Genomic DNA, 21861 nt, shown 5'->3' with positions numbered 1-21861 from the left:
CGGACACCGCCCCTCGCCACGTTAAGGCCCTACCTGTTCAGCTCCGTCAGCTGCCGAAGATGTTCCCCAGCAGCCCGCCGAGCAGGCCCTTGTCCTCGTCGTCGGGGACGACACCGGCCGGGTCCTCGGTGAGCAGCGGCTCCGGGGTCTCCGCCGGAGTGCTGGTCGCCGGCACCTCGGCGTCGGGCTGGACAGCCTTGCCGCCGTGGGTCGGGCCGACCGTGGGCTCCCCGGTGTCCTTCGGCTTCGCCTTCTTGCCGGCGTCGCCCTTGTTGCCGCTGCCGGTCGTCGCTTCCCGCTGGCCCTGACCCGACGGTTGCTCGTCGGGGGAGGTGGTGGCGGCGCCGGTCGTGCAGTCGCGCAGCTTCGGACCGATCGCGTCGCCGCCGGACTGGGTCACCGTGTCGCAGGCGAGCCCGGCGCGCAGGTCCTTGGCCCGCTCGCGCACCGAGTCGAGCAGCTTGATCGAGGTCTGCGCCCGTTCCCGGTTGTCCGGGCTGAGCCGGTCCAGCCGCGGGTTGAGCACCCGCCGCTGGTTCTCGACGAAGGTGTCGACCGAGGTCAACGGGGTCTTGTCCTTGCGGGCCACGGCGGCGGACGTGAGCAGCTTGACGCCCTGGCGGGTGTCGTTGTCCATGTCGCCGAGGACCTGCTGGAACCTCGGGTTGTCACCCTTCATCGCGGCCGCCTCGGCGAGCCGGTTGCGGGCGAAGGTCAGCGACAGCTGACCCCGGGTGACGTCGGAGCCGGCCATGGCCAGCTGGGCTCGTTCGGTGGAGCGCTTGACGCCGTACAGGGCGTCGCCCGGTGCGGCGTTCTCGCTCGCTGCGGAGATGCCCGAGACGGCCATGGCACCGGCGGCGACGCCGATGACGATCGCACCGCGGGCACGGATCCGGCGGCCGGTCTTGCCGAGCATCTTGCGGACCGGCTCGGCCGGCTCCTGCTCGGTGGCTGTGGCGGTCGCGCCGATACCGTCCCGCTCGGCCGTGGCCACGAGCATCGCTCGCAGGCCGGTGCGGAACTCGGGATCCACGTGGACCCCGGACCGTGCCGCGGAGAGGCTGTGCCCGATGGCGACCAGCTCGGCGAGTTGCTCGTCGGCCTGCCCCCGGGTGTGATGGCGACGGCCGCCGTTGGTCTCGTCGAGCAGCTCCGCGAAGCGCTCGGCGCTCCGGCGATCGAAGATGTTCAAGTTCATCGCGGGCACCTCCCTTCGCTCGTGACTGATTCGCCGGTGAGATTGCCGGCGGTCGCGACGGAACCGGCGGGCCGACGGCCCACCACTGGTCGCATCCGGACAAACGCGCGACGGGCGGGCCCGGTTACGGGTGTCAGCAGGGCGGCGAGGCTCACAGAGATCGACATACGGTGAATTGCCGTCACCACTGGAACCCTTCGGGCAGCAACCGGGCCAGTGCCCGGACGGCCCGGTACTGCAGTGCCTTGATGGCACCTTCGTTCTTGCCCATGGTCTGCGCGGTCTCGGCCACCGAGAAGCCCTGCAGGAAGCGCAGCACGATGCACTCCTGCTGCTCGGGGTTGAGCTGCTTGACCGCGGTGAGCAGCGCCACGTTGGTGATGTGGTCGACGACGGCAGCCTCCGGGCTGCCCTCGGGACCCCGGTCCTCGCGGTCGGCGTCCAGCACGTCGCCGGTGGTCACCTCGAGTCGGTAGCGGCCCGACTTGAAGTGGTCGGCGACCAGGTTGCGGGCGATGGTGACCAGCCAGGCGCCCAGGTCACGGCCCTGCCAGGTGAAGCTGCCGATCCGCTTGAGGGCCCGCAGGAACGTGTCGGAGGTGAGGTCCTCGGCGAGCTGGCGGTTGCCGACCCGGAAGTAGACGAACCGGAAGACCGTGTCGACGTACCGGTCGTAGATCAGGCCGAAGGCGGCCGACTCGCCGGCCTGGGCCCGCTCGACCAGGGCCCACACCTCGGCGGCGGCGTCACCCGGATCCGGACGCGCCGGATACTTCGGTGGTTCGGCCTCGCTCGGTGGCCCGGTGGTGCTCTGGGTCGGGACCACGACCGTTTCGTCGGTCGTCCCGGCCCGGCGGTCCGGCCCGGCCTGCTGCGGCGGCTGCGCCGGGCGGCCCGGTACGGCTACCCGCCCGCTGCCCGGTTTGGCGTTCCCCGTCGGGGGCAGGTGCCGGCTCGGGGACTCGTTGATGTGCGGCCGGTTCCGGGTCCGCTTGGGTCCGTCGCTGCGGATCGCGTGCGCGATCGTGCCGTCGATGCCCCGGCGGAGGGCGCTCAGGCCCTCCGTGAGCGCGAGACGCGCCGCGAACACATCACGGCTGTACGGATCGCCGGCGTACACATGACTCACTGCGCCTCCTTGACCCGGCGGGCCGTCGATGAGGGGTGTCCAGAACCGGATCCACAACAAAAGGGGTGGGTCGGCCGTTAAAGGGCAGGCCAACCTCACCCAAGATGTGGACTCCGTTACACAGACGGGAAGTATTGCGGAGCTTGACCACAGGCAGTCGCACACTGTGTGCGCTGTGCGAAATTACTCCGAAGTGGCGCAGAGTGCACATCAGGAACATCTGTCACCATGTAGGACACCTCGAAAGGGGGTCCGGACCCGCCGTCCGGCCACCCGATCGAGGGTCTTCTGTGCCAGACTCGGGCGTCGTGGAGAACAGCGCGCGCGACCCGGTCCGCACATCCGCGCGGCAGCGCCCCGACGCCCCCGCCCTGATCGCCGGCGACACCGTCGTCACGTGGGCTGAGCTGGACGAACGCGTCTCGCGCGGGGCCGCTCGGCTGGCCGCCGGCACCGCCGCGGGCGATCGGGTGGCCCTGGTGCTGGGCAACACCGTCGAGTTCGCCGTCGCGTACTTCGCGGTGCTGCGGGCCGGGCTGGTCGCTGTGCCGCTCAATCCCGGCTACACCGCCGACGAGCTGACCTTCGCGCTGACCGACAGCTCGGCCGCCCGGGTCGTTGCCGATGATGCGGTGCTGGGCCGGTTGCGGTTGTCCGAGGGGGTAGCCGTACCGGTGCGGGAGCTGGCATCCGGGGGAGCGGACGCGCCGCACCCCGCGCCCGCCGCCGACGACCTCGCGGTCCTGCTCTACACCTCCGGGACCAGCGGGCGGCCGAAGGGCGCCATGCTCACCCACCGTGCGCTCGCCGCCAATCACGACCAGCTCGCGCTCATCGAGCCCCCGGTGCTGAGCGCCACCGACGTGGTCCTGCTGGCCATCCCGTTCTTCCACGCCTACGGGCTGAACACGGGCCTCGGCGCGATCGCCCACTACGGCGCCTGCGGCGTGCTGGTGGACCGCTTCGAGTCGGCGGCGACCCTCTCCCTGATGGCGAAACACCAGGTCACGGCCGTGATCGGGGTGCCGTCCATGTATGCCGCGTGGGCGCGCGAGCCCGCCGCACGCGAGGCCCTGGCGGCGGTGCGGACGGCCGTGTGCGGCGCGGCGCCGCTCGACCCGGCCGACGCGGCGGCCTTCACGGCCGCGACCGGCAAGACCGTGCTGATCGGGTACGGCCTGACCGAAGCCGCCCCGGTGCTCACCACGACCGCGGTCAGTCACCGGGAGAAGACCGGCTCGATCGGCCGCCCGCTGCCCGGGGTGTCCCTGCTGCTGCGCACGGCCGACGGCGAGGTGCTGTGGCGCGACGGGCTCGTCGCGGACGTCCAGGAGGATGCGGAGCTGGATCTCGACCTGGAGGTCAGCGCGGGCACCGACCCGGGGGAGATCGTTGTGCGCGGCGCGAACCTCTTCTCCGGATACTGGCCGGACGCTCACGACGGCCCGGACGCCGACGGCTGGTGGGGCACCGGCGACATCGCGTACGCCGACGCGGACGGCGACCTCGTGCTGGTCGACCGGATCGGCGAGCTGATCCTGGTCAACGGCTTCAACGTCTACCCGGCCGAGATCGAACGGGTGCTCGACGCGCACCCGGCCGTGGCCGAGGCGGCGGTGATCGCCATCCCCGACCAGCTGACCGGGCAGGCCCCGTACGCCTACGTCGTGCCCGCCCTCGACCCCCCGCCCACCCCCGCCGAGCTGCAGGTCTACTGCGCCGCCCAGCTGGCCCGGTTCAAGCTGCCGGCCGGCATCGAGCTGGTCACCGAGCTGCCGCACTCGGCCATCGGCAAGGTACGCAAGGGAGCACTCCGATGACCCGGATCACTCTGATCAGCCGGGACGGCTGCCATCTGTGCGAGGTGGCCGAGCAGACCCTGGACCGGATCGCCCCCGGACAGTGGACCCGGGTCGAGATCGCCGACTCGGTGGAGCTGGAACGCGACTACGGCGACCGGGTGCCGGTGGTGCTGCTGGACGGCAAGGAGCACGGCTACTGGCGCGTCGAGGAAGATCGCCTGTTGCGGGATTTGGGTGGACCAGCGGGTGCCCCCCGCCTGTAATCTCGCGCGGTGGCTCGAACTCACCTTGTCTGGGACTGGAACGGCACCCTGCTCGACGACCTGTCGCTGGTCGTCTCCTCGACCAATCACACCTTCCGGGCGGTCGGCGGGCGCAGCGTCGACGCCGACGAGCACCGGCAGCGCTTCCGCCGCCCGGTCGCCGAGTTCTACGCCGAGATCCTCGGCCGGGCGGTCGACGCCGAGGAGTTCGAGGAGCTCGACCGGATCTTCCACCAGGCGTACCGGGTCGGGCTGACCACCACCTCGCTGGCCGCCGACGCCGAGGCCGCGATCAAGGCCTGGCCGGGCAGCCAGTCGCTGCTGAGCATGTGGTTCCACGACGAGCTGGTGCCCGCGGTGCAGACCTACGGCCTGGCCGGCATGTTCACCCGCATCGACGGGCGGCCCACCGAGGTCGACGGCGGGCTCAAGGCCGGCCACCTCGCGCGGCACCTGGCCGAGCTGGGCATCCCCGGCGAGCAGGTGGTGCTGATCGGCGACTCGCTGGACGACGCCGAGGCGGCCGAGTCCGTTGGTGGCGCGTGCGTGCTCTACACCGGCGGCTTCACCGAGCCGGCCCGGCTGCGGGCCAGCGGCCGTCCGGTGACGGACACCCTGGTCGATGCGGTGCGTCTCGCCCAGACGCTGTGATACTCGTCGTCGGAATGTCGACGTCATTGGCATACCCGGGTGGCGAGCGGTAATACTCGGCAGAGAGCCGGCGGATAACACGCCGACTCGATCTTTGTCCAGTTCCGCTATCAAGATCGCGATTTGTGCACGCCTTCACAAGCGCCTACTCTGTGACTCCGACGAGCCCCGCTATCACAGCCGGTCCCAGCAGGCGTCACCGGTCCAGGACCTGCAGCAGGGCTCACCGTAGGTTCGCCTCGTCGGCACGGAGTCAGATGAGTCAGCAGCGTCAAGGAAGCACGCCGGCCACCACCGGCGCAGTCCCGGCCTTCCCGGATCTTCCGGAGGCGACGATCGCGCGGCTACCGGAGTACCTTCGCGCCCTGCACAACCTCGCCGAGACAGGTTCCGAAACGGTCTCCAGCGAAGGCCTCGCCGCGGCGGCGGGGGTCAACTCGGCCAAGCTGCGCAAGGACCTCTCCCACCTGGGGTCGTACGGCACCCGCGGCGTCGGCTACGACGTCGCCCTGCTCATCGACCAGATCGAGTACATCCTCGGCCTGGACCAGCGCCGCGCCGTGGCGCTTGTCGGCGTGGGTAACCTCGGCCACGCGCTGGCCGGCTACGACGGCTTCGCCAGCCGCGGGTTCCGCATAGTGGCGCTGTTCGACGCCGACGCCGAGCAGGTCGGCAAGCCGCTCAACGGCCTGACCGTGCGGCACATCGACGAGCTCGGCCAGGCCGTCGTCGAGGAGGGCATCACCATCGGCGTGATCGCCACCCCGGCGGGCGCCGCGCAGGCCGTCGCCGACGATCTGGTGGCTGCGGGGGTCACCAGCATCCTCAACTTCGCGCCCTGCGTGCTGTCCGTCCCGGCGGGCGTCGACGTGCGCAAGGTCGATCTCGCCATCGAACTGCAGATCCTCTCCTTCCACGAGCACCGCAAGGCGTCGCTGACCGCGATTCCCGGCGGGCGCTCACCGGAGGCGGGCAACCAGGAGGCGGTCGGGTCGTGAATCTGCTCAGTGTCGGCGCGTCCCACCGGACGGCCGGGATCGACACCCTCGAACGCCTCGTCATCGCCCGCTCCGACATCCCGGCCGTGCTGCAGAAGCTCGTCGCGCAGCCGTACGTGGGCGAGGCCGTGGTCCTGTCCACCTGCAACCGCGTCGAGATCTACGCGGCCGTCTCCGGCTTCCACGGCGGCCTCGGCGACGTCTGCAACGTGCTCGCCGAGCAGTCCGGCATCGGCGCCAAGGACCTCGCCGCCCACCTGTACGTGCACTACGACGAGGCGGCCGTGCGCCACTCGTTCCGGGTCTCGGCCGGCCTCGACTCGATGGTCGTGGGCGAGGCGCAGATCCTCGGCCAGCTCCGCGACGCGTACCACGCGGCCACCGAGACGGACACCGCCGGCCGGCTCCTGCACGAGCTGATGCAGCAGGCGCTGCGCGTCGGCAAGCGGGCGCACGCCGAGACCGGCATCGACCGGGCCGGGCAGAGTGTCGTCACCGCCGCCCTCGACGTGGCCGCCGCGACCCTCGGTGGCGACCTGACCGGGCGCACCGGGCTGGTGGTCGGGGCCGGTGCGATGGGCGCGCTTTCCGTGGCGACGCTGACCCGTTCCGGCGTCGGGCCGTTGCAGATCACCAACCGCGGCGCGGCCCGGGCCGATCGGCTCGCCGAGGCGTACGGCGCCACCGCGGTCCCCTTCGACGCGCTCGAGCAGGCCATCGCCGCGGCCGACATCGTGGTCTGCGCCACCGCGTCCACCGAGCCGGTGCTGACCGCCGCCACCCTGGCCGGCCGGGAGAAGCCGCTGGTGGTGCTCGACCTGGCCGTGCCGCGCGACGTGGCCCCCGAGGTCGGCGCGCTGCCCGGCGTCACCGTGGTCGACATCGACAGCCTGGCCACGAGCCGGCGCACCCTGCCGGCCGCCGCCGAGACCGCCGCGGTGGAGCAGATCGTCGCCGCCGAGGTCGAGCACTTCCTCGCCTGGCTGCGCGGGGCCGAGGTGGCGCCGACCGTGGCCGCCCTGCGCACCCGCGCCGACGACGTGGTCAGCGCCGAGCTGCGCAAGCTCTCCGCGCGCCGGCCGGAATTCACCGAGGAGCAGCGGGCCGACGTTTCCCGTACCCTGCACCGGGTCGTCCAGCAGCTGCTGCACTCGCCGACCGTACGGGTCCGTCAGCTGGCCGCCGAGCCCGGCGGCGATCAGTACGCGGCCCTGCTGCGGGAGCTGTTCGACCTCGACGTCCCGCACGCCACCAAGGCCGACGCCGTACCCGAGATCGGAGGACAAGCGTGAGCACACCGCTGCGCCTCGGCACCCGGGGCAGCGCCCTCGCGCTCGCCCAGTCCCAGCTCGTGGCCGACTCGCTGACCGCCGCGACCGGCCGCCCGGTCGAGCTCGTGCGCATCGTCACAGCCGGTGATCGCTCCGCCGCGCCGGTCGCTCAGCTCGGCGTCGGGGTCTTCGTCTCCGCGCTGCGCGACGCGCTCACGGCGAAGGAGATCGACTTCGCCGTCCACTCGTACAAGGACCTGCCCACGGCCCAGCACCCGGGCCTGCACATCGCGGCCATCCCGCAGCGCGAGGATCCGCGTGACGCGCTCATCGCCCGGGACAACAAGACCCTCGCGGAGCTGGCGCCGGGCGCCATGATCGGCACGGGCGCGGTGCGCCGAATCGCGCAACTGCATGCTTTGGGCCTACAGTTGCAGGTCACGCCGATCCGCGGCAATGTCGACAGCCGCATCGCGAGGGTGCTCGGTCCCGAGGCCGACCTCGACGCGGTTGTCCTGGCCCGGGCCGGCGTGGTGCGTCTCGGCCGGGCCGCCGAGATCACGGAGACGTTGGACCCGATGCTCATGCTGCCCGCCCCCGCCCAGGGTGCGCTGGCGATCGAGTGCCGATCCGACGACGCAGACCTGGTCGAGCTGCTGGCCGCACTCGATCATGCACCGTCCCGCGCCGCCGTCACGGCGGAACGGGCGATGCTCGCCACGCTCGAGGCCGGTTGCTCCGCACCGGTCGCGGCACACGCCGAGCTCGCCGAAGGCGAGCAAGGCGACGAGATCTACCTGCGCGGTGCGGTGATCAGCCCGGACGGGGCCCGAGCTGTCCGGCTGTCGCGCACCGGAACGCCCGCCGACGCGGCGGAGATCGGCAAGGCACTCGCCGCCGATCTCCTCGACAACGGCGCCGACACCCTGATGGGGAGCACAGAATGACCACCCGCACCGCCCGCAAGTCCGCAGGGCGTATCGCTTTCGTCGGCGCCGGACCCGGCGATCCCGGCCTGCTGACCCGCCGGGCTCACGACACCCTCGCCGACGCCGACCAGGTCGTCTACGACCGTGGGGTGCCCGAGTCGCTGCTCGCGGCCATCCGGGCGGAAGCCAAGGGCGACACCCAGTTCAGCCCCGCCGAGGGCGCACCCGGCGACGTCGCCAAGGTGCTGCTCTCCGCGGCCAAGTCCGGCCTGTCGGCGGTGCACCTGGTCGCCGGTGACCCGTTCGGTCACGAGGCCGTCGTCAAGGAGGTCCAGGCCGTCGCCCGGACCGCCGTGCACTTCGAGGTCGTGCCCGGCCTGGGCCAGGCCGAGGGGGTGGCCACCTACGCGGGTGTGCCGCTGCCCGGCGTGCGCACCGCGGCCGACATCGACGACGTCACCGCGCTCGACTTCGACGCGCTGGCCGCGGCCGCCGTCAAGGGCTCGTTCGCGGTCGCCGTGGACGCCGGTGACCTCGCCGCCGTCCGCGACGGCCTGCTGGCCGCGGGCGTCGAGCCCGGCACGCCGGTCGGCGTGACCGGCGACGGCACCGGCGAGACGCAGTACACGACGACCTCGTCGGTGGACAGCTTCGTCGCTGCGGCGCTCGGCTTCACCGGCCGGGTGGTGCTCACCGTCGGCGCGGAGGTCGCCCAGCGCGACAAGCTGAGCTGGTGGGAAAACCGCCCCCTGTACGGCTGGAAGGTCCTCGTCCCGCGCACCAAGGAGCAGGCGGGCGCGATGAGTGCCCGGCTGCGGGCGTACGGGGCCATCCCGTGCGAGGTGCCGACGATCGCCGTCGAGCCGCCGCGCACCCCCGCGCAGATGGAACGCGCGGTCAAGGGCCTGGTCGACGGCCGGTACGCCTGGGTGGTCTTCACCTCGGTGAACGCGGTCCGCGCGGTCTGGGAGAAGTTCGCCGAGCACGGCCTGGACGCCCGCCACTTCGGCGGCGTCAAGATCGCCTGCATCGGTGAGGCGACCGCCGACGCCGTCCGCGCGTTCGGCATCCAGCCGGAGCTCATCCCGGCCGGGGACCAGTCCAGCGAGGGCCTGCTGGCCGAGTTCTCGCCGCACGACGAGATCCTCGACCCGGTCGGCCGGGTGCTGCTGCCGCGCGCCGACATCGCCACCGAGACGCTGGCCGCGGGCCTGATCGAGCGCGGCTGGGAGGTCGACGACGTCACGGCGTACCGCACGGTCCGCGCGGCCCCGCCGCCGGCCGACATCCGCGACGCGATCAAGTCGGGCGGCTTCGACGCGGTGCTGTTCACCTCGTCCTCGACGGTCCGCAACCTGGTCGGCATCGCGGGCAAGCCGCACGCCCGCACGGTCGTCGCGGTGATCGGCCCGAAGACGGCCGAGACGGCCACGGAGTTCGGCCTGCGCGTCGACGTCCAGCCGCAGCACGCATCGGTCCCCGACCTGGTCGAGGCCCTGGCGTCGTACGCGGTGGAGCTGCGCGAGAAGCTGGCGGCGATGCCGGCCAAGCAGCGCCGCGGCTCGAAGGTCCAGGGCCCGACGGCCCTGCGCTTCCGCTGATCTGACGCGGACCGGCCCGGTGACGGGCCGGTCCGCCGCACTGCTTGGGCCGTTCCCGGGTCGGGCCGCTGCCAATACAGCGCCGCTTCAGAACCGGTCCGTAGCATTGCCGGAGGGCCCTCGGGTCCGTCCGTAGCTTTGCCGGCCCCGCGCCGGCTGGGTTTTCGCCGGACCGGCGCTGTTGCCGGCCTGGCCGGGGCGGTTGTCCGACCGGCCCGGTTCCGCCGGCTCACGCGGCCGGCCTGGCTGAGGGAGTGAGCATGGCGTTCCCCGATGTGCGTCCGCGGCGTCTGCGCCGTACCGCCGCCCTGCGGCGCCTGGTCGAGGAGACCCGGGTCGCACCGGCCGAGCTGATCCTGCCGCTGTTCCTCAAAGAGGGCCTGACCGAGCCGCGGCCGATCAGTTCGCTGCCCGGCGTCATGCAGCACTCGCGGGAGTCGCTGCGCAAGGCCGCCCACGAGGCCGTCTCGGCCGGCGTCGGTGGCCTGATGCTCTTCGGCGTCCCGGACAACGCCAACAAGGACGAGACCGGTTCGGCCGGCCTCGACCCGGACGGCATCCTCAACGTGGGCCTCCGCGACCTGATCGCCGAGGTCGGCGACGCCACCGTGGTCATGGGCGACCTGTGCCTGGACGAGTTCACCTCGCACGGGCACTGCGGCGTCCTCGCCCCGGACGGCACGGTCGACAACGACGCCACCCTGGAGATCTACGGCCGGATGGGTGTCGCCCAGGCCGAGGCCGGGGCGCACGTCGTCGGCCCCTCCGGGATGATGGACGGCCAGATCGGGGTGGTCCGCAAGGCCCTCGACCAGGCCGGTCACCAGGACGTCTCGGTGCTGGCCTACTCGGCGAAGTACGCGGGCGCCTTCTACGGCCCGTTCCGGGAGGCCGTCGAGTCGAGCCTGCAGGGTGACCGCCGCACCTACCAGCAGAGCCCGGCCAACGTCCGGGAGGCGCTGCGCGAGGTCGAGCTGGATGTCGCCGAGGGGGCCGACATGGTCATGGTGAAGCCGGCGCTGCCCTATCTCGACGTGATCGCCGCCGTGCGGGAGCGGGTCGACGTGCCGGTCGCCGCCTACCAGGTCTCCGGCGAGTACGCGATGGTCGAGGCGGCCGCGGAGAAGGGCTGGATCGATCGGCAGGGCGTCATGCTCGAGACCCTGACCTCGATCAAGCGGGCCGGGGCCCAGATCATGCTGACCTACTGGGCCACCGAGGCCGCTCAGCTGCTGCGCGAACGCTACTGACCGCCGTACCCGTCAGTCGTCGTTCTGGATCGTGCCTGTCGCGCGGGCGTCCGCGAGCCGGATGCCCGCCAGGCCCGCCACCACCAGCGTCAGCTTCTCGTCCGACTCCTTCCACCGGTCACCCCGGACCTGCACCGGGAAGGTGAGACCGGTCGTGCCCGCGGGCACGACCCGGCAGCCCAGGTACGGCGTGAAGTCGATTCCCACCCACGCGGACCCCGGCACCGTGCTCGCACAGATCGTCACCGCCCGGCTCAGCGGCCGGGACAGCGTCACCGGGAACACCAGCGACGTGGTGCCGCTGTCTCCCTCGACGACGCTCGCGTCCGCCACCGACAGCGCCGCCCGGGAGTGGAAGCGGGCGACCTGGGGATCGTGGTCGCTGGAGCCCTTCGAGCCGTTCCCCTCGTCCGCCGCCGCCCAGTCGGCGTTCAGGTGCGCCGCCCGCATCTCGATGAGGTCGCCGTGCAGGGCGTCGTTGACGAAGAGATGGTCCAGCGTCTGCGCCGAGCCTTCGAAGACGTACGAGTACGCCGACGAGGGTGCGTCCGCCACCAGGTCGTCCCACAGGTTGTGCAGCCCGGCCTCGTAGAGCGGGCCGAGCTGGTCGCCCGGAGCCGTCGGCACCGGGTCGTCCGGTCGCGGGAAGACGTTCAGGTCACCGCCGTACGCGATCCGCGCGTGCGCGTGGGTGTCCTCGATCGCCGTGGTGATCGCCGCCCCGTACGCGGCCTGCTCGGTGCGCTGCCCGACCCGGGTGTCCGGCCCGGACGAGTAGTGGTTGCTGACCGCCCAGAGCTGGAACCGCTCGGTGGCACCCGGCGCTGCCTTGATGTCGAAGAGCGCGACCTGCGGCGCCCGGGTGAAGACGTTCGAGCCGTCCACACCCGTCGACCTGTCCACGTCGGCCGGCAGCACCGCGTTCAGCGCCTTCGGGTTGGACACGTCGGCGTTGCTCGCCAGCGGGGTGCCGCGGTAGGTGACCTGCGGTGCCGCGCCCAGCACCGGGTCGGCTGCGGTCGCGGGGGCGAGCGAGAGACGGTCGGTGCGGTAGAGGAACGCGGCGGTGATCCCACGCGCGTCGGCGCCGGTGCGGTCGTACGCGGCCGCGTACGCCGGACCGCCGTTGCCCTTGATCGTCAGGGCCAGCTCCTGCAAGGTGTCCGGCTGCCCGTCCGCGTCGTTGACCGCGCCGCAGGTCAGGGCGCCGCCGGTGACCGTGCAGATGTCCTGGTCCTCGGCCTCCTGGGCCAGGATCAGATCCGGGGAGTGCAGCCCGGCGGCGATCTGGTCGGCCAGGTCGGCCAGCTTCTCCCGGTACGCCGCCTCGCTCGCCGGAACGTAGTCGAAGGGCGGGCTGACGCCGGGGCAGCCGGTGTTGCCGGTGAAGTCGCAGCCGTCGAACGGGTCGTCGCGGAAGTCGTACAGGTTCTCCACGTTGTACGTCGAGACGGCGAACTCGGTGCTGCGCGCGGCGGCCTTCGGCGGGTTGTTCCGCGACGGGTCCGCCCCGGGCGTGAACGCGGCGGTGGCCGGCTGGATGCCGTACTTGTTGAAGGAGTAGTAGAGGCCGCCGACCGCGTCGCCGGACAGCCGGTCGAAGGTCTTGGCCGGTGGCAGCAGGACGCTGCTGTCGCCCGCGGTCGCCTTCACGCCCATGGTGCCGAGCAGCACCCGGTCGCCGTTGCCGTCGTCGACCGTGCCGGGCAGATTGTCCAGCGGGTGCGCGTCGCGGAAGACCCGCCGGGCGTACGGGTCGGCCCGGTCCAGCAGCGGATCGTCGCGGTCGATGACCCAGATCTCCGAGTCGGCGGTGCCACTGAACACATTGCGCCCGGCGACGACCCCGGCGCCGTCGCGGACCCGCAGCTGCATGCCCTCGTGCCGCTCCCAGAAGCGGTCCGCGGCGGCCAGCTCGCCCGGCGGCGCCGCGTCGTCGACCTGGACGTCGCTCAGCGGGACGCCCTCGGCCAGCGTGGTGACCAGCGAGGCGCCGGAGAGCTGGGTCAGCGAGAAGAACTCCGACACCCGCGCCCGGACCACGATCTCGTCGCCCACGGCCGGCACATAGCCGCCGATCAGCGACGTGAAGGCGCCCATGAAGACGAAGATCCCGTCGGAGCTGGCCGGGTCGCCGTTGTCGGTGCCCCGGCGGCTCTGCAGGAAGAAGCCGTGCTGGTCGGCGCCCGCGGCGGTGCGGGCCAGGGTGCGCTGGGTGATGACCCCGCGTACGTCGTACAGGACGCTGCTCGTGCCGTTGCCGGACGGGTTGGCCAGCGGTGACCGGTCGGTGCGCGGATTCTCGGCGTCCGTCGTCGGGCCCTGCACAGCGCCGACGGTCAGCGGTTCGTCGGCGGCCCGGGCCACACCGGGGAACAGGGCGGCGGTCAGCAGCGGAACGGTGAGCAAGGGCAGGAAGCGGCGGTAGCGCACGGAGCCTCCACAGCTCAGTCGGTGGGCTCGAGTCTCTGCACCAGCTGACCCACGTCCACGCCGTACTCGTACCAGTCCCGGTCGGACTGGAAGCCCAGCTCCGCGTTGACCTTGAGCATGGACTCGTTGTGCTGCGCGTTCCAGGTCTGCACCTCGCGCAGGCCGGGCTCGGCGGACCGCAGCTCGAACAGCATCCGGGCCTTGATCGCCCGGTCGATGCCGTAACCGCGGTGCTCGCGGACGACGATCGTGTCGTACTGGTCGGCGCGTTCGGGATGCTGTGCGGGCACGACCACCTCGGTCAACCCGGCAACCGCGCCGGACGCTTCGTGAATGGCCAGCACGATGTACGGCTTCAGGCCCCGGCGGTGCAGGGTGTTGAGGCTGTCCCGCAGCCGCTGCGGATCTGACGAGCTGGGCCGCAGATCCAGGTCGTTGTCGTCACCGTCCTGCCCCTCCAGCTTGGCCTGCGCGTACGGCTCCAGCAGGTCGGCCGGCGGCCCACCGGGGTGGTACTCGACGCGGTAGCCGGCGCTGATGCCGTTGGCCATGGCGTGCAGGGCGTTCCAGTCCACGCTGGACAGGGTCAGGACGCTGCGGGTCTCCACATACTCCTGCTCGAAGCCCAGCGCCTCGTAGAACGCGATGGCCGGGGTGTCGCCGATGGCCTCGACCCCGATGGAGGAGAAACCCTCGAGATAGGCGCGGCGCGCGGCGACCCCGACAAGCTGCTGGCCGAGGCCGCGGCGGCGCAGGTCGGGATGGACCAGCACCTCCAGCACGCCGATGTCGCCGAGCAGCAGGACACTCACGTGGCCGTAGATGGTGCTTTCGCCCTCGGCGAGCCGGTCGTCCTCGGCGACCCAGCTGATCCGGCGCTCACCGGGCATGGTCTCGGCCAGGTAGTCGACCACCTGGACGTCCTGCCACGGTGGATCGTCGGGGAGATCGGCAGCCAGCACCGCGTTGTACGTCTCCACGAGCGATCGGATCTCCCCCGCCGACGCGGTCCGGGGATCCCACTCACGCACCCTCACCCGTACAGCTTGCCGGTACATGGACCTTCAGGGAAGTGCCGGATGGACAAATGTACGCGACCCGTCACTGTGGGTTGTCGCTCAGACCCGGCTGCGCTGCCCGTACTCGTTGGCCGCATTGAACACTTTCTGCGCGTACGGCCGCACCGCGTTGTACGTCAAAATAGCGTCCCACCAGGCATCCGGCCGGGCGAGGTCGCGCCCGCCCTGACACAGATACTTGGCCGCGGCCAGCGAGGCGTCGTCGATGTCGTTGGGATCGGAAACACCATTGTTGTCGGCATCAACACCATTGCCGACAGAGATCGAATTCCAGGTCTGCGGGATGAACTGCAACGGACCCAGCGCCCGATCGAACTGCGAATCACCATCGAGCGCACCCTGATCGGTGTCCCGGATCTCCTGCCGCCCACCCTTACCGTCCAACGGCAACCCGAAAATCGGCGGAGCAACCGACCCGTCGACATTGAGGACGGCGCCGTTGGCGGAGCCGTGCGAGGACTCCACCTTGGCGATGGCGGCGATCGTGGTCCAGCTCAGATGGCAGCTCGGGGTGGTCCGGGCGACCACAAGCTCGGCGTAGCCGTAAGCCTGCACGGCGACAACGGGAATGCCGGCCCGGGTGCCGGTGTCCTGCGCCCAGGAAGCCAGCACATCGGCCGGCCGGGCGCCGCCGACCGCGCCGCCGACGGGGGGCTGGGTGCCCGGCACGACGCCGCCGACGACCGGGGCGGAAGCGCTGGGCAAGCCGCCGGGCCCCGGCAGCGCCCCGGCAGAAGCCCCGGCCGAAGCGTCGGCGTCAAGGCCGAAACCGGGCGTCACGCTGGGCGTCGGCACAGACTGCAAAGCCCGCGGTACGAGATAAGCACCGGCTGTCCCGGCGGCGCCGAGAAGCAGGACGGCGATGATGGCGGGGAGGATGAGGCGGCCGCTGGGGCGTTTGGCCCAGGCTGAGGTGCTGCGGGCGGTGCTGCGCACTACGCGTACGGGGTTGGCCCGGCGCAGCACCCGGGTGGCGCGGCCCTGCGAGGCGGCGGCTGGTGTGGGGGTGGTTGTGCTCGGGGTCTTGTCCCCGGGCTTGCCGTCCTTCCCGGCCTTGCCCTCGGCTGCGTCTTTGTCCTTGGCCTCGTCTTTGTCGTCGGCCTTGCTGCCGGCGGCGGTCTTGCCTTCAGCGGCGGCCTTGTCCGGGGGAGTGCTGCCCTTGTCCGTCTTGTCTCCGGGGGGAACTTCGTTCTCGGTCCCGGCGGCTTTGTCGGTCCCGGCGGCTTTGTCGGTCCCGGCGGCTTTGTCGGTCCCGGTTGCCTTGTCGGTCCCGGCTGCCTTGTCGGTCTCCGCGGCTTTGTCGGTTCCGGCGGCCTTGTCGGCGGAGTAGGGCTTGTAGCCGGACTTGGTCTTATCCGCCGGCTCGCCGCCGCTGAGAGCGCCGGCCGCTGTGGTGGCGTCGGCGGGCTTCTCCCCGTCGGGCTCGGCCGTCGCGGCCGAATCCTTGTCCTTGCCGTCCGCAGCCTTGCCGTCCGCAGCCTTGCCGTCCGCAGCCTTGCCGTCCGCAGCCTTGCCGTCGGCAGCCTTGCCCTCCGCGGCAGGCCCGGCGGCCGCCTTGCCGTCGCCGGCCTCCTGCTCCGGCCCGGCCTTCACCTCTGCCTTGCCTGCCGTTTCCGCCGATGCCCCTGTCGCAGCGCCCGTAGCCGGTGCGGCGCCGCCGCTCGGCGGTGCTGTGGAACTACCGGCGTTCTCGCCCTCTTTGGTCGCATCGCCGGTGCCTGTTCCCGGCCCGGCAGCCGCAGCACTCGAAGCGCCGGTTGCCACGACCTTCGGCTGGTATGTGCCACCCGTGGCACCGGTCGCCACAACGCTCGGCTGGTATGTGCCGCCCGGGCGATCGGTCACCCTCTCAGCAGCCAAGTCCGACTTGTCAGACGCAGGGTCGGACGCCGCCGCCCCGGAGCTCGACTCGCCGGACTGACCAACCGCCCGCCCGGCATCATCGCCCCCGATCGAGCCCGCCGCCGGAAACTCCTCCTCAGGCGCCGCACCGGAGCTACCAAGGGGCCCGTCAAGATGCGGCGCCGGAGGCCGTTGCCCGCGCCGCTTCGGGGATCTGTCCTGCCCATCCGCCACCCAAAAGACACTACCGGGCGACAGCGACCCCCGGCGCCCATGGACCTCGCCCGATGCGTCATCCACAGCCCAGCCAACCAGGGCGACGAACTGTCACAGCGGAGCCATACTCTGTCTCCATGCCGCGCTATGACTTTCGCTGCCGCGCCTGCGGCGACACCTTCGAGCTGAACCGGCCGATGGCCGAATCCGCCGCCCCCGCGACGTGCCCCCAGGGTCACGCCGACACCGTAAAACTCCTGTCCACAGTCGCCGTGACAGGCCGCAGCGGCACCATGCCCGCACCCCAATCAGGTGGAGGTGGAGGCGGAGGCTGTTGCGGCGGCGCCTGCGGCTGCTGAAAGGCCCAGCCCCGGGGTTGCCCGGCGTTTAGGCCCGCCGAGTCAGGCGGCAGCGGCTGCACCCGGCTCGCTGCCGATGAAGGCGGATTGGTTGGCGGCAGCAGGCTGCATCCTGCCCGCCGTCGGCGGTGGCGGCCTGCCGTGACAGCAGCATGCATCCAGCTTCCTGCCGGCGGCCCGGCAGCGCCGAGGCAAGTCCCCGACCGGGACGGCCACATCTAGACCGCCACCTGCCGACGTCGAGGCCGCCCGCCCGTCGGCACAACTGGTGCCGGCCTCAACCAAGACCGAGGCGGTCTGACCAACCACCCGCGCCGGGCTGCGACCTGGGTGGCTTGATCGGCTGCGCACGCCGGCATCAACGCCTGGCGCAAGCCCGACCGGCTACCCGCGCGCGACCGCGACCCTGGTGGCGCGACCGGCTGCCGACGGCCGGAATCAACGCCCGGCCCAGCCCGGTCGGCCACCCACACCGGACCAGAGCCTGGGCCACCGGACCGGCCACCCACGCCGGACCAGAACCTGGGGCCACCGGACCAGCTGCCCGCGCCGGAACCAACGCCCGGCGCAGCCTGACCGGCCGCCCGCGACGGATCCAAAGCTGGTTGGCTCGACCACCCAAAATCACCCGAGACGACCGGACCGGCTGTCCGCGCTGAACCACGCCGCACTGAAACCGCGACCAGGGCGGCCTGACCGGCCACCCGCGCCGGAAGCACAATCCGGGCAGCCGGCGAGCGGCAGCCCGCGCCGGAACCACCAGCCTGGAAGGCCCGACCGGCTCCCCATGCCCGATTCGCAAATCAACCGGCCTCGCCCGACCCGAACAAACACCCCGGATGTCGTCGTCCGAGCCGGCGTACTTGCCGCCGGAGCCGCGCAGAGGCAGCCCAATCACCAGACCCGGACAGAACGTCCGTCACCCCATCCGCCACCGGCAAGGCCGACCCACCAACCACCCAAAACCCAGAAAGCTCAACAACGGCGCAAAAACCCGAGTGGCCACAACCCCAAGCCCACAACCCGCCCCAGCGACCCGACCCGGCCCGGCCCGGGCCCCGGCCCAGAATGAGGCAGCCGCACACGAGCCCACACCTATTTCCACCTCGACGTATCACCGAGCCCCCCACCGGCATCTGCTATTTCAGTCGACTGTGGCCGGTCCCGCGGCGTAACACTGTGGTGATCGTCGGGTGACCTCTGGAGTCGCACAAAGGGCTACTCCTGCGGGGCCGTCCGAACGGGTCGGTGGAATTGACCGACTGCGGCGCAACCAGAACGTGAACCTCGTCGTTACGTCACGCGTAGTGCCGTGCGTGACCGTCGATGACCCCTACCGTGGGTCGCCCTTGCGGGGTCGGCCGTGGCGGGAGGGCGGTTACCGACCGTTCCTACGATGTGCCGTGTGATTGCGGTACGGCAGCATGAAGCGCGACTTCCCAAGGGGGCGGAGGTTCTCACCGTGTCGGGACGGACCGAGCTGCCGAGCGGGCTTGTGACCTTCATGTTTACGGACATCGAGGGGTCCACGCGGCTCGCCCGGATGCTCGGCGAAGGTTATGGCCGTGTGCTCAATGCCCATCGTGGCGTCGTGCGCGCAGCGCTGAGTAATTACGCCGGCGCCGAGCTTTTCACTGAGGGTGACTCCTTTTTCGTGGCGTTCCGGGACGCCGCCGCTGCCGTCTCCGCCTGTGTGGCAGCACAGCGTGCACTCGCCGCGTACCCGTGGCCGAGTGCCGACGCCGCGCCGCGCGTTCGGATGGGCCTGCACACCGGTTGGGCCGTTCCGGTCGCCGGTGAGTACACGAGCGCCGTAGTGCATCGCGCCGCTCGCGTTGCCGCGGCTGCGCACGGTGGTCAGGTGCTCTGCTCCGAGGCGACCGCGCTGGCCGTTTCCACCTGGTCGCCCGACCTGGTTCCCAGCAATGCGGAGCTCGTGGGTGTCGGGGCCGGCGGCGTACGGCAGCAGCACCGGGAACACTGGGCGCCCCAGGCACCGCTGATCGAAAGCGTCGACCTGCTCGACCTGGGCCCGTTCCGGTTGCGTGGCTTCGACGACGCCGAGCGGCTCTTCCAGCTTGTCGCTCCCGGGCTCGAACGTGACTTCCCCCGGCCGCGCACTCCCGGCGCGCCTGTGGACAACCTGCCGGCCGCTGTCACTCCGTTCGTCGGGCGGCAGAGTGAGATCGCCGAGCTCAAGGGACTGATCTCTACGCACCGCCTGGTCACCGTGGCCGGGGCGGGCGGGGCCGGTAAGAGCCGGCTCGCCGTGGCCGCCGCCGAGGAGCTGCGGGCGGCGTACCCGGATGGCATCTGGCTTGTCGATCTTGCCGAGGAGCACCCGGCCGAGGCGCTGGCCGCCGTGATAGGTGTGCGGCGTGAGCCGGCCCGTCCCCTGCTCGACAGCCTCATCGAGCGTTGCGCCGAGGGCCGTACCCTGCTGATCCTCGACACCTGCGAGGCCCGGCACCACGCCGCGCGGGAGCTGGTGCGCCGATTGCTGGCCAGTTGCCGGCGGCTCGACGTCCTCGCCACCTCGCGCACGTCGCTCGGCGTACCCGGTGAACTGGTCTGGCGGATCCCGCAGCTGGCGCCGGCCGACGCCGCTGCTCTGCTGGCTGCCCGGGCCGTCGCGGCGCGGGGCGGCCGGCCCGGTCCGGCCGGGGAGGCCGCCGAGCTGGCCCGGATCGCGGCCAAGCTGGACGGTGCGCCGCTGGCCATCGAGCTGGCCGCCGACCGGCTGCGGCTGCTGTCCGCGGCCCAGCTCACCGCCCGCCTGGACGACCCGATCGCCGCGCTCGACGCCGGCCGGTCCGAGCCCGGCCGGCACGGCAGCCTGACGAGCAACCTCGACTGGTCGTACCGCGGCCTCAGCGACGGCGCCGCGGGGCTGCTGCGCCGGCTGGCCGTCTTCGCCGGCCCGGTCGAGCTCGGCACTGTGGAGTGGTCCGGCGAGGACGCCTTCGGCGCCCTGTCGGAGCTGGCCGACCGGTCCCTCCTCGAGGTCGTCGCCGGGCCGCGCTATCAGATGTCCGAGCAGGTCCGGGCGTACGCGACCCGCCGGCTCGCCGCCGCGGGGGAGGAACAGGCCGCCCGGGACCGGCACGTCGACTGGTCGTTGCACACCCTCGACGGTGTCGCCGTCGACACCGACGGGCAGCCGCGGACCGTCTCCCTCACCGAGCTGGCGCCGTACGTGCAGGAGTGGCAGGCCGCCCTGCGCTGGTCCGCCGTCGGTGGCAGTGTCCGGGCCGGGCTGCGGCTCGCCGGGGCGCTGGCTCCGTGGTGGCGCGAGCACGGCCGGGCGCGCGACGGACGGGACCTGCTCTTCCGGCTCTACCGGCGGATCGACGGCGAGTTCACCGAGCGGGGCGAGCGGATCGACCCGGTCGAGCTGGCCTCCGCGTACCTGGTCCATGCCGGACTCGCCGACGACCGGGAGGAACGCACCCGCTTCCTGGACCGGGCCGAGGACATCGCCCGGCGGGTGGGCCACCCGGCGCTGCTGGTCCGGGCCATCTCCGGGCAGCGGCTCTCGCTCGTGGAGGCCGGCCGGACGGTCGAGGCCGAGCAGGTGTGCCGCGACGTCATCGCCCGGGCCGAACGCACCGGGGTGCCGGCTGCCGCACTGCCTGCGGTGGTCACCCTCGCGGAGCTGCTGTGGCGGCGTGACGCCCTGGACGAGGCCGCAGAGCTGCTCGGCAGTGCCCGTCAGCTGGAGGCGGGACGGCCGGAGGACCGTGGCAGCCGTACCGTCGATTGGTTGCTCGGGATGGTGGCCCTGCGCCGCCGCGACCTGGTCGCCGCGCACGACCACCTGGTTGTCGCCCTGCGCTCGCGGTTGCGGCACGGCTTCCGGGGCGCCGCCGCGGACGCCGTCGCGGCCATCGCCGTGCGGTGTGCCATCGGCGGCGACCCCGACACCGCGATTGTCCTGTTCGGGGGCGCGGAATCGGTGCGGGGGGCGTGCCGGGCGACCCAGTTCGGTGGCTTCTGGTCCGGGCAGCAGGCCGCGCTGAGGCGTATGCTCGGCGACGCGGCTTTCGACGCGGCCTACGCCGAAGGGGCGGAGACCGGCTTCGGCCGGGCCGTCGCGATGGCGCTGGCCGTCGAACATCCGGACCTCGAACACGGCTCGGCCCGCTTCGCCCAGACCCTGGGCTGAGGACCCACCCCGGGCCGGCCGCACCGGCCGACCCGGGGCCGGCCGCACCGGCCGACCCGGGGCCGGCCGCACCGGCCGACCCGGGGCCGGCCGGCTATTCGACCAGCTCGCGCGCCCGGTCGATGTCGGACGGGTTGACGGCTTCGAGCGACCCGAAGATGCTCACGGCCTGGTAGTAGGTCCAGGCCAGGCTGTAGCAGGCCGGCCGGGTCACCGTGCTGTAGGTGGCGCACTTGCGCTTGAGGTCGGCGTAGAACATGTCGTCCAGCCGGTCCTTGTTGGCCGGGAACGCGCCCAGGTCCTTGTAGTTGCGGTAGCCGAAGTCGTGGCGCCAGCACGACAGCGAGAAGTTGAAGCCGAGCGGGTTGTCCGGGCTGGACGAGCAGTAGTCGGTGGTCCAGTCGAAGCCGTAACTGGCCCAGGGGGCGCGGTTGAGTCGGGCGTCGTTCCAGGCGGTGCTGCTCGACGCGGCGGTCTGGGTCCAGCGGGAGAGGACGGTGGCTTTGCTGTCCGCGGCGGCCGAGGCCGCCACGGAGGGAGCCAGCAGGGCCAGCGCAGAGATCAGGACGACGAGGGTACGGCGGACGGACCGTTTCATCGAAACCTCCAGCGGTAGGCCGCCAGTCTTGGATCGACAGCTTTCTAGATACAAGACGATCAATGGAGTTTTCC

General features: G+C 72.0%; 15 protein-coding genes and 1 pseudogene. 10 read left to right on the top strand and 6 right to left on the bottom strand.

Annotated elements, in window-relative coordinates:
- Positions 1–46 precede the first annotated feature (46 nt).
- Both ACQP2Y_RS43810 and ACQP2Y_RS43805 read right to left on the bottom strand, forming a co-directional pair.
- Entirely contained in the window at positions 47–1201 is a 1155-nt protein-coding gene (locus ACQP2Y_RS43810) for a DUF5667 domain-containing protein (protein WP_433722449.1), read from the bottom strand.
- A gap of 181 nt (positions 1202–1382) precedes the next feature.
- Complete coding sequence (locus ACQP2Y_RS43805; RefSeq protein WP_212986488.1) at positions 1383–2330, bottom strand: ECF subfamily RNA polymerase sigma factor, BldN family; 948 nt, start codon at positions 2328–2330, stop codon at positions 1383–1385.
- Between the two features lie 308 nt (positions 2331–2638).
- Between ACQP2Y_RS43805 and ACQP2Y_RS43800 the strand changes: the two genes are divergently transcribed.
- From ACQP2Y_RS43800 to hemB, 8 genes are all read left to right on the top strand, one after another.
- Complete coding sequence (locus ACQP2Y_RS43800) at positions 2639–4150, top strand: AMP-binding protein (RefSeq protein WP_433722446.1); 1512 nt, start codon at positions 2639–2641, stop codon at positions 4148–4150.
- A complete protein-coding gene (locus ACQP2Y_RS43795) occupies positions 4147–4395 on the top strand; it encodes a glutaredoxin family protein (RefSeq protein ID WP_433722444.1) in 249 nt (82 codons plus the stop codon). The genes ACQP2Y_RS43800 and ACQP2Y_RS43795 overlap by 4 nt, the downstream gene beginning before the upstream one ends.
- A gap of 9 nt (positions 4396–4404) precedes the next feature.
- Positions 4405–5046, top strand: coding sequence for an HAD family hydrolase (locus ACQP2Y_RS43790; protein WP_433722442.1), 642 nt, complete (start codon positions 4405–4407; stop codon positions 5044–5046).
- A 257-nt stretch (positions 5047–5303) separates the two neighbouring features.
- The gene (locus ACQP2Y_RS43785; RefSeq protein ID WP_212986484.1) at positions 5304–6044 is read left to right on the top strand and encodes a redox-sensing transcriptional repressor Rex; all 741 of its coding nucleotides are present in this window, start codon (positions 5304–5306) and stop codon (positions 6042–6044) included.
- A complete protein-coding gene (locus tag ACQP2Y_RS43780) occupies positions 6041–7336 on the top strand; it encodes a glutamyl-tRNA reductase (protein WP_433722440.1) in 1296 nt (431 codons plus the stop codon). Before ACQP2Y_RS43785 ends, ACQP2Y_RS43780 begins: the two co-directional genes overlap by 4 nt.
- Positions 7333–8262: a hydroxymethylbilane synthase gene (hemC, locus tag ACQP2Y_RS43775; RefSeq protein ID WP_433722438.1), complete on the top strand. Its 930-nt coding sequence runs from the start codon at positions 7333–7335 to the stop codon at positions 8260–8262. Before ACQP2Y_RS43780 ends, hemC begins: the two co-directional genes overlap by 4 nt.
- Positions 8259–9845, top strand: a complete 1587-nt coding sequence (locus ACQP2Y_RS43770) for a uroporphyrinogen-III synthase (RefSeq protein WP_212986481.1) — start codon at positions 8259–8261, stop codon at positions 9843–9845. The genes hemC and ACQP2Y_RS43770 overlap by 4 nt, the downstream gene beginning before the upstream one ends.
- 260 nt (positions 9846–10105) lie before the next feature.
- Positions 10106–11095 (top strand): porphobilinogen synthase, encoded by a 990-nt coding sequence (hemB, locus tag ACQP2Y_RS43765; RefSeq protein WP_433722435.1) that lies wholly within the window; start codon positions 10106–10108, stop codon positions 11093–11095.
- A 12-nt stretch (positions 11096–11107) separates the two neighbouring features.
- Here hemB and ACQP2Y_RS43760 read toward each other — a convergent pair.
- The 3 genes and pseudogenes from ACQP2Y_RS43760 to ACQP2Y_RS43750 all read right to left on the bottom strand — a co-directional run.
- Positions 11108–13450, bottom strand: a pseudogene (locus ACQP2Y_RS43760) (lamin tail domain-containing protein); the annotation flags it as partial.
- Positions 13451–13542: 92 nt separating this feature from the next.
- Positions 13543–14586: a GNAT family N-acetyltransferase gene (locus tag ACQP2Y_RS43755; protein ID WP_433722433.1), complete on the bottom strand. Its 1044-nt coding sequence runs from the start codon at positions 14584–14586 to the stop codon at positions 13543–13545.
- 60 nt (positions 14587–14646) lie between these two features.
- Positions 14647–16452, bottom strand: a complete 1806-nt coding sequence (locus tag ACQP2Y_RS43750; protein WP_433722431.1) for a lytic murein transglycosylase — start codon at positions 16450–16452, stop codon at positions 14647–14649.
- Between the two features lie 350 nt (positions 16453–16802).
- On the opposite strand from ACQP2Y_RS43750, the gene ACQP2Y_RS43745 reads away from it, so the two are divergent.
- Together ACQP2Y_RS43745 and ACQP2Y_RS43740 are read left to right on the top strand one after the other, a co-directional pair.
- Complete coding sequence (locus ACQP2Y_RS43745) at positions 16803–17024, top strand: FmdB family zinc ribbon protein (RefSeq protein ID WP_433722429.1); 222 nt, start codon at positions 16803–16805, stop codon at positions 17022–17024.
- 1462 nt (positions 17025–18486) lie between these two features.
- Complete coding sequence (locus ACQP2Y_RS43740; protein WP_433722427.1) at positions 18487–21189, top strand: adenylate/guanylate cyclase domain-containing protein; 2703 nt, start codon at positions 18487–18489, stop codon at positions 21187–21189.
- A 94-nt stretch (positions 21190–21283) separates the two neighbouring features.
- Here ACQP2Y_RS43740 and ACQP2Y_RS43735 read toward each other — a convergent pair whose 3' ends face one another.
- Positions 21284–21787, bottom strand: coding sequence for a phospholipase (locus tag ACQP2Y_RS43735; protein ID WP_433722425.1), 504 nt, complete (start codon positions 21785–21787; stop codon positions 21284–21286).
- Between the last annotated feature and the right edge of the window lie 74 nt (positions 21788–21861).

The sequence above is a fragment of the Actinoplanes sp. CA-051413 genome (assembly GCF_050955795.1).
Lineage (GTDB): Bacteria > Actinomycetota > Actinomycetes > Mycobacteriales > Micromonosporaceae > Actinoplanes.
The sequence above is the reverse complement of the archived record's forward strand: the minus strand, read 5'-3'. Positions and strand labels throughout refer to the sequence as shown.

Coding starts and splice junctions, on each gene's coding strand:
- ACQP2Y_RS43810 (WP_433722449.1), bottom strand. CDS start 1,201: ATGAACTTGAACATCTTCGATCGCCGGAGCGCCGAGCGCTTCGCGGAG.
- ACQP2Y_RS43795 (WP_433722444.1), top strand. CDS start 4,147: ATGACCCGGATCACTCTGATCAGCCGGGACGGCTGCCATCTGTGCGAG.
- ACQP2Y_RS43785 (WP_212986484.1), top strand. CDS start 5,304: ATGAGTCAGCAGCGTCAAGGAAGCACGCCGGCCACCACCGGCGCAGTC.
- ACQP2Y_RS43770 (WP_212986481.1), top strand. CDS start 8,259: ATGACCACCCGCACCGCCCGCAAGTCCGCAGGGCGTATCGCTTTCGTC.
- hemB (WP_433722435.1), top strand. CDS start 10,106: ATGGCGTTCCCCGATGTGCGTCCGCGGCGTCTGCGCCGTACCGCCGCC.
- ACQP2Y_RS43755 (WP_433722433.1), bottom strand. CDS start 14,586: ATGTACCGGCAAGCTGTACGGGTGAGGGTGCGTGAGTGGGATCCCCGG.
- ACQP2Y_RS43745 (WP_433722429.1), top strand. CDS start 16,803: ATGCCGCGCTATGACTTTCGCTGCCGCGCCTGCGGCGACACCTTCGAG.
- ACQP2Y_RS43735 (WP_433722425.1), bottom strand. CDS start 21,787: ATGAAACGGTCCGTCCGCCGTACCCTCGTCGTCCTGATCTCTGCGCTG.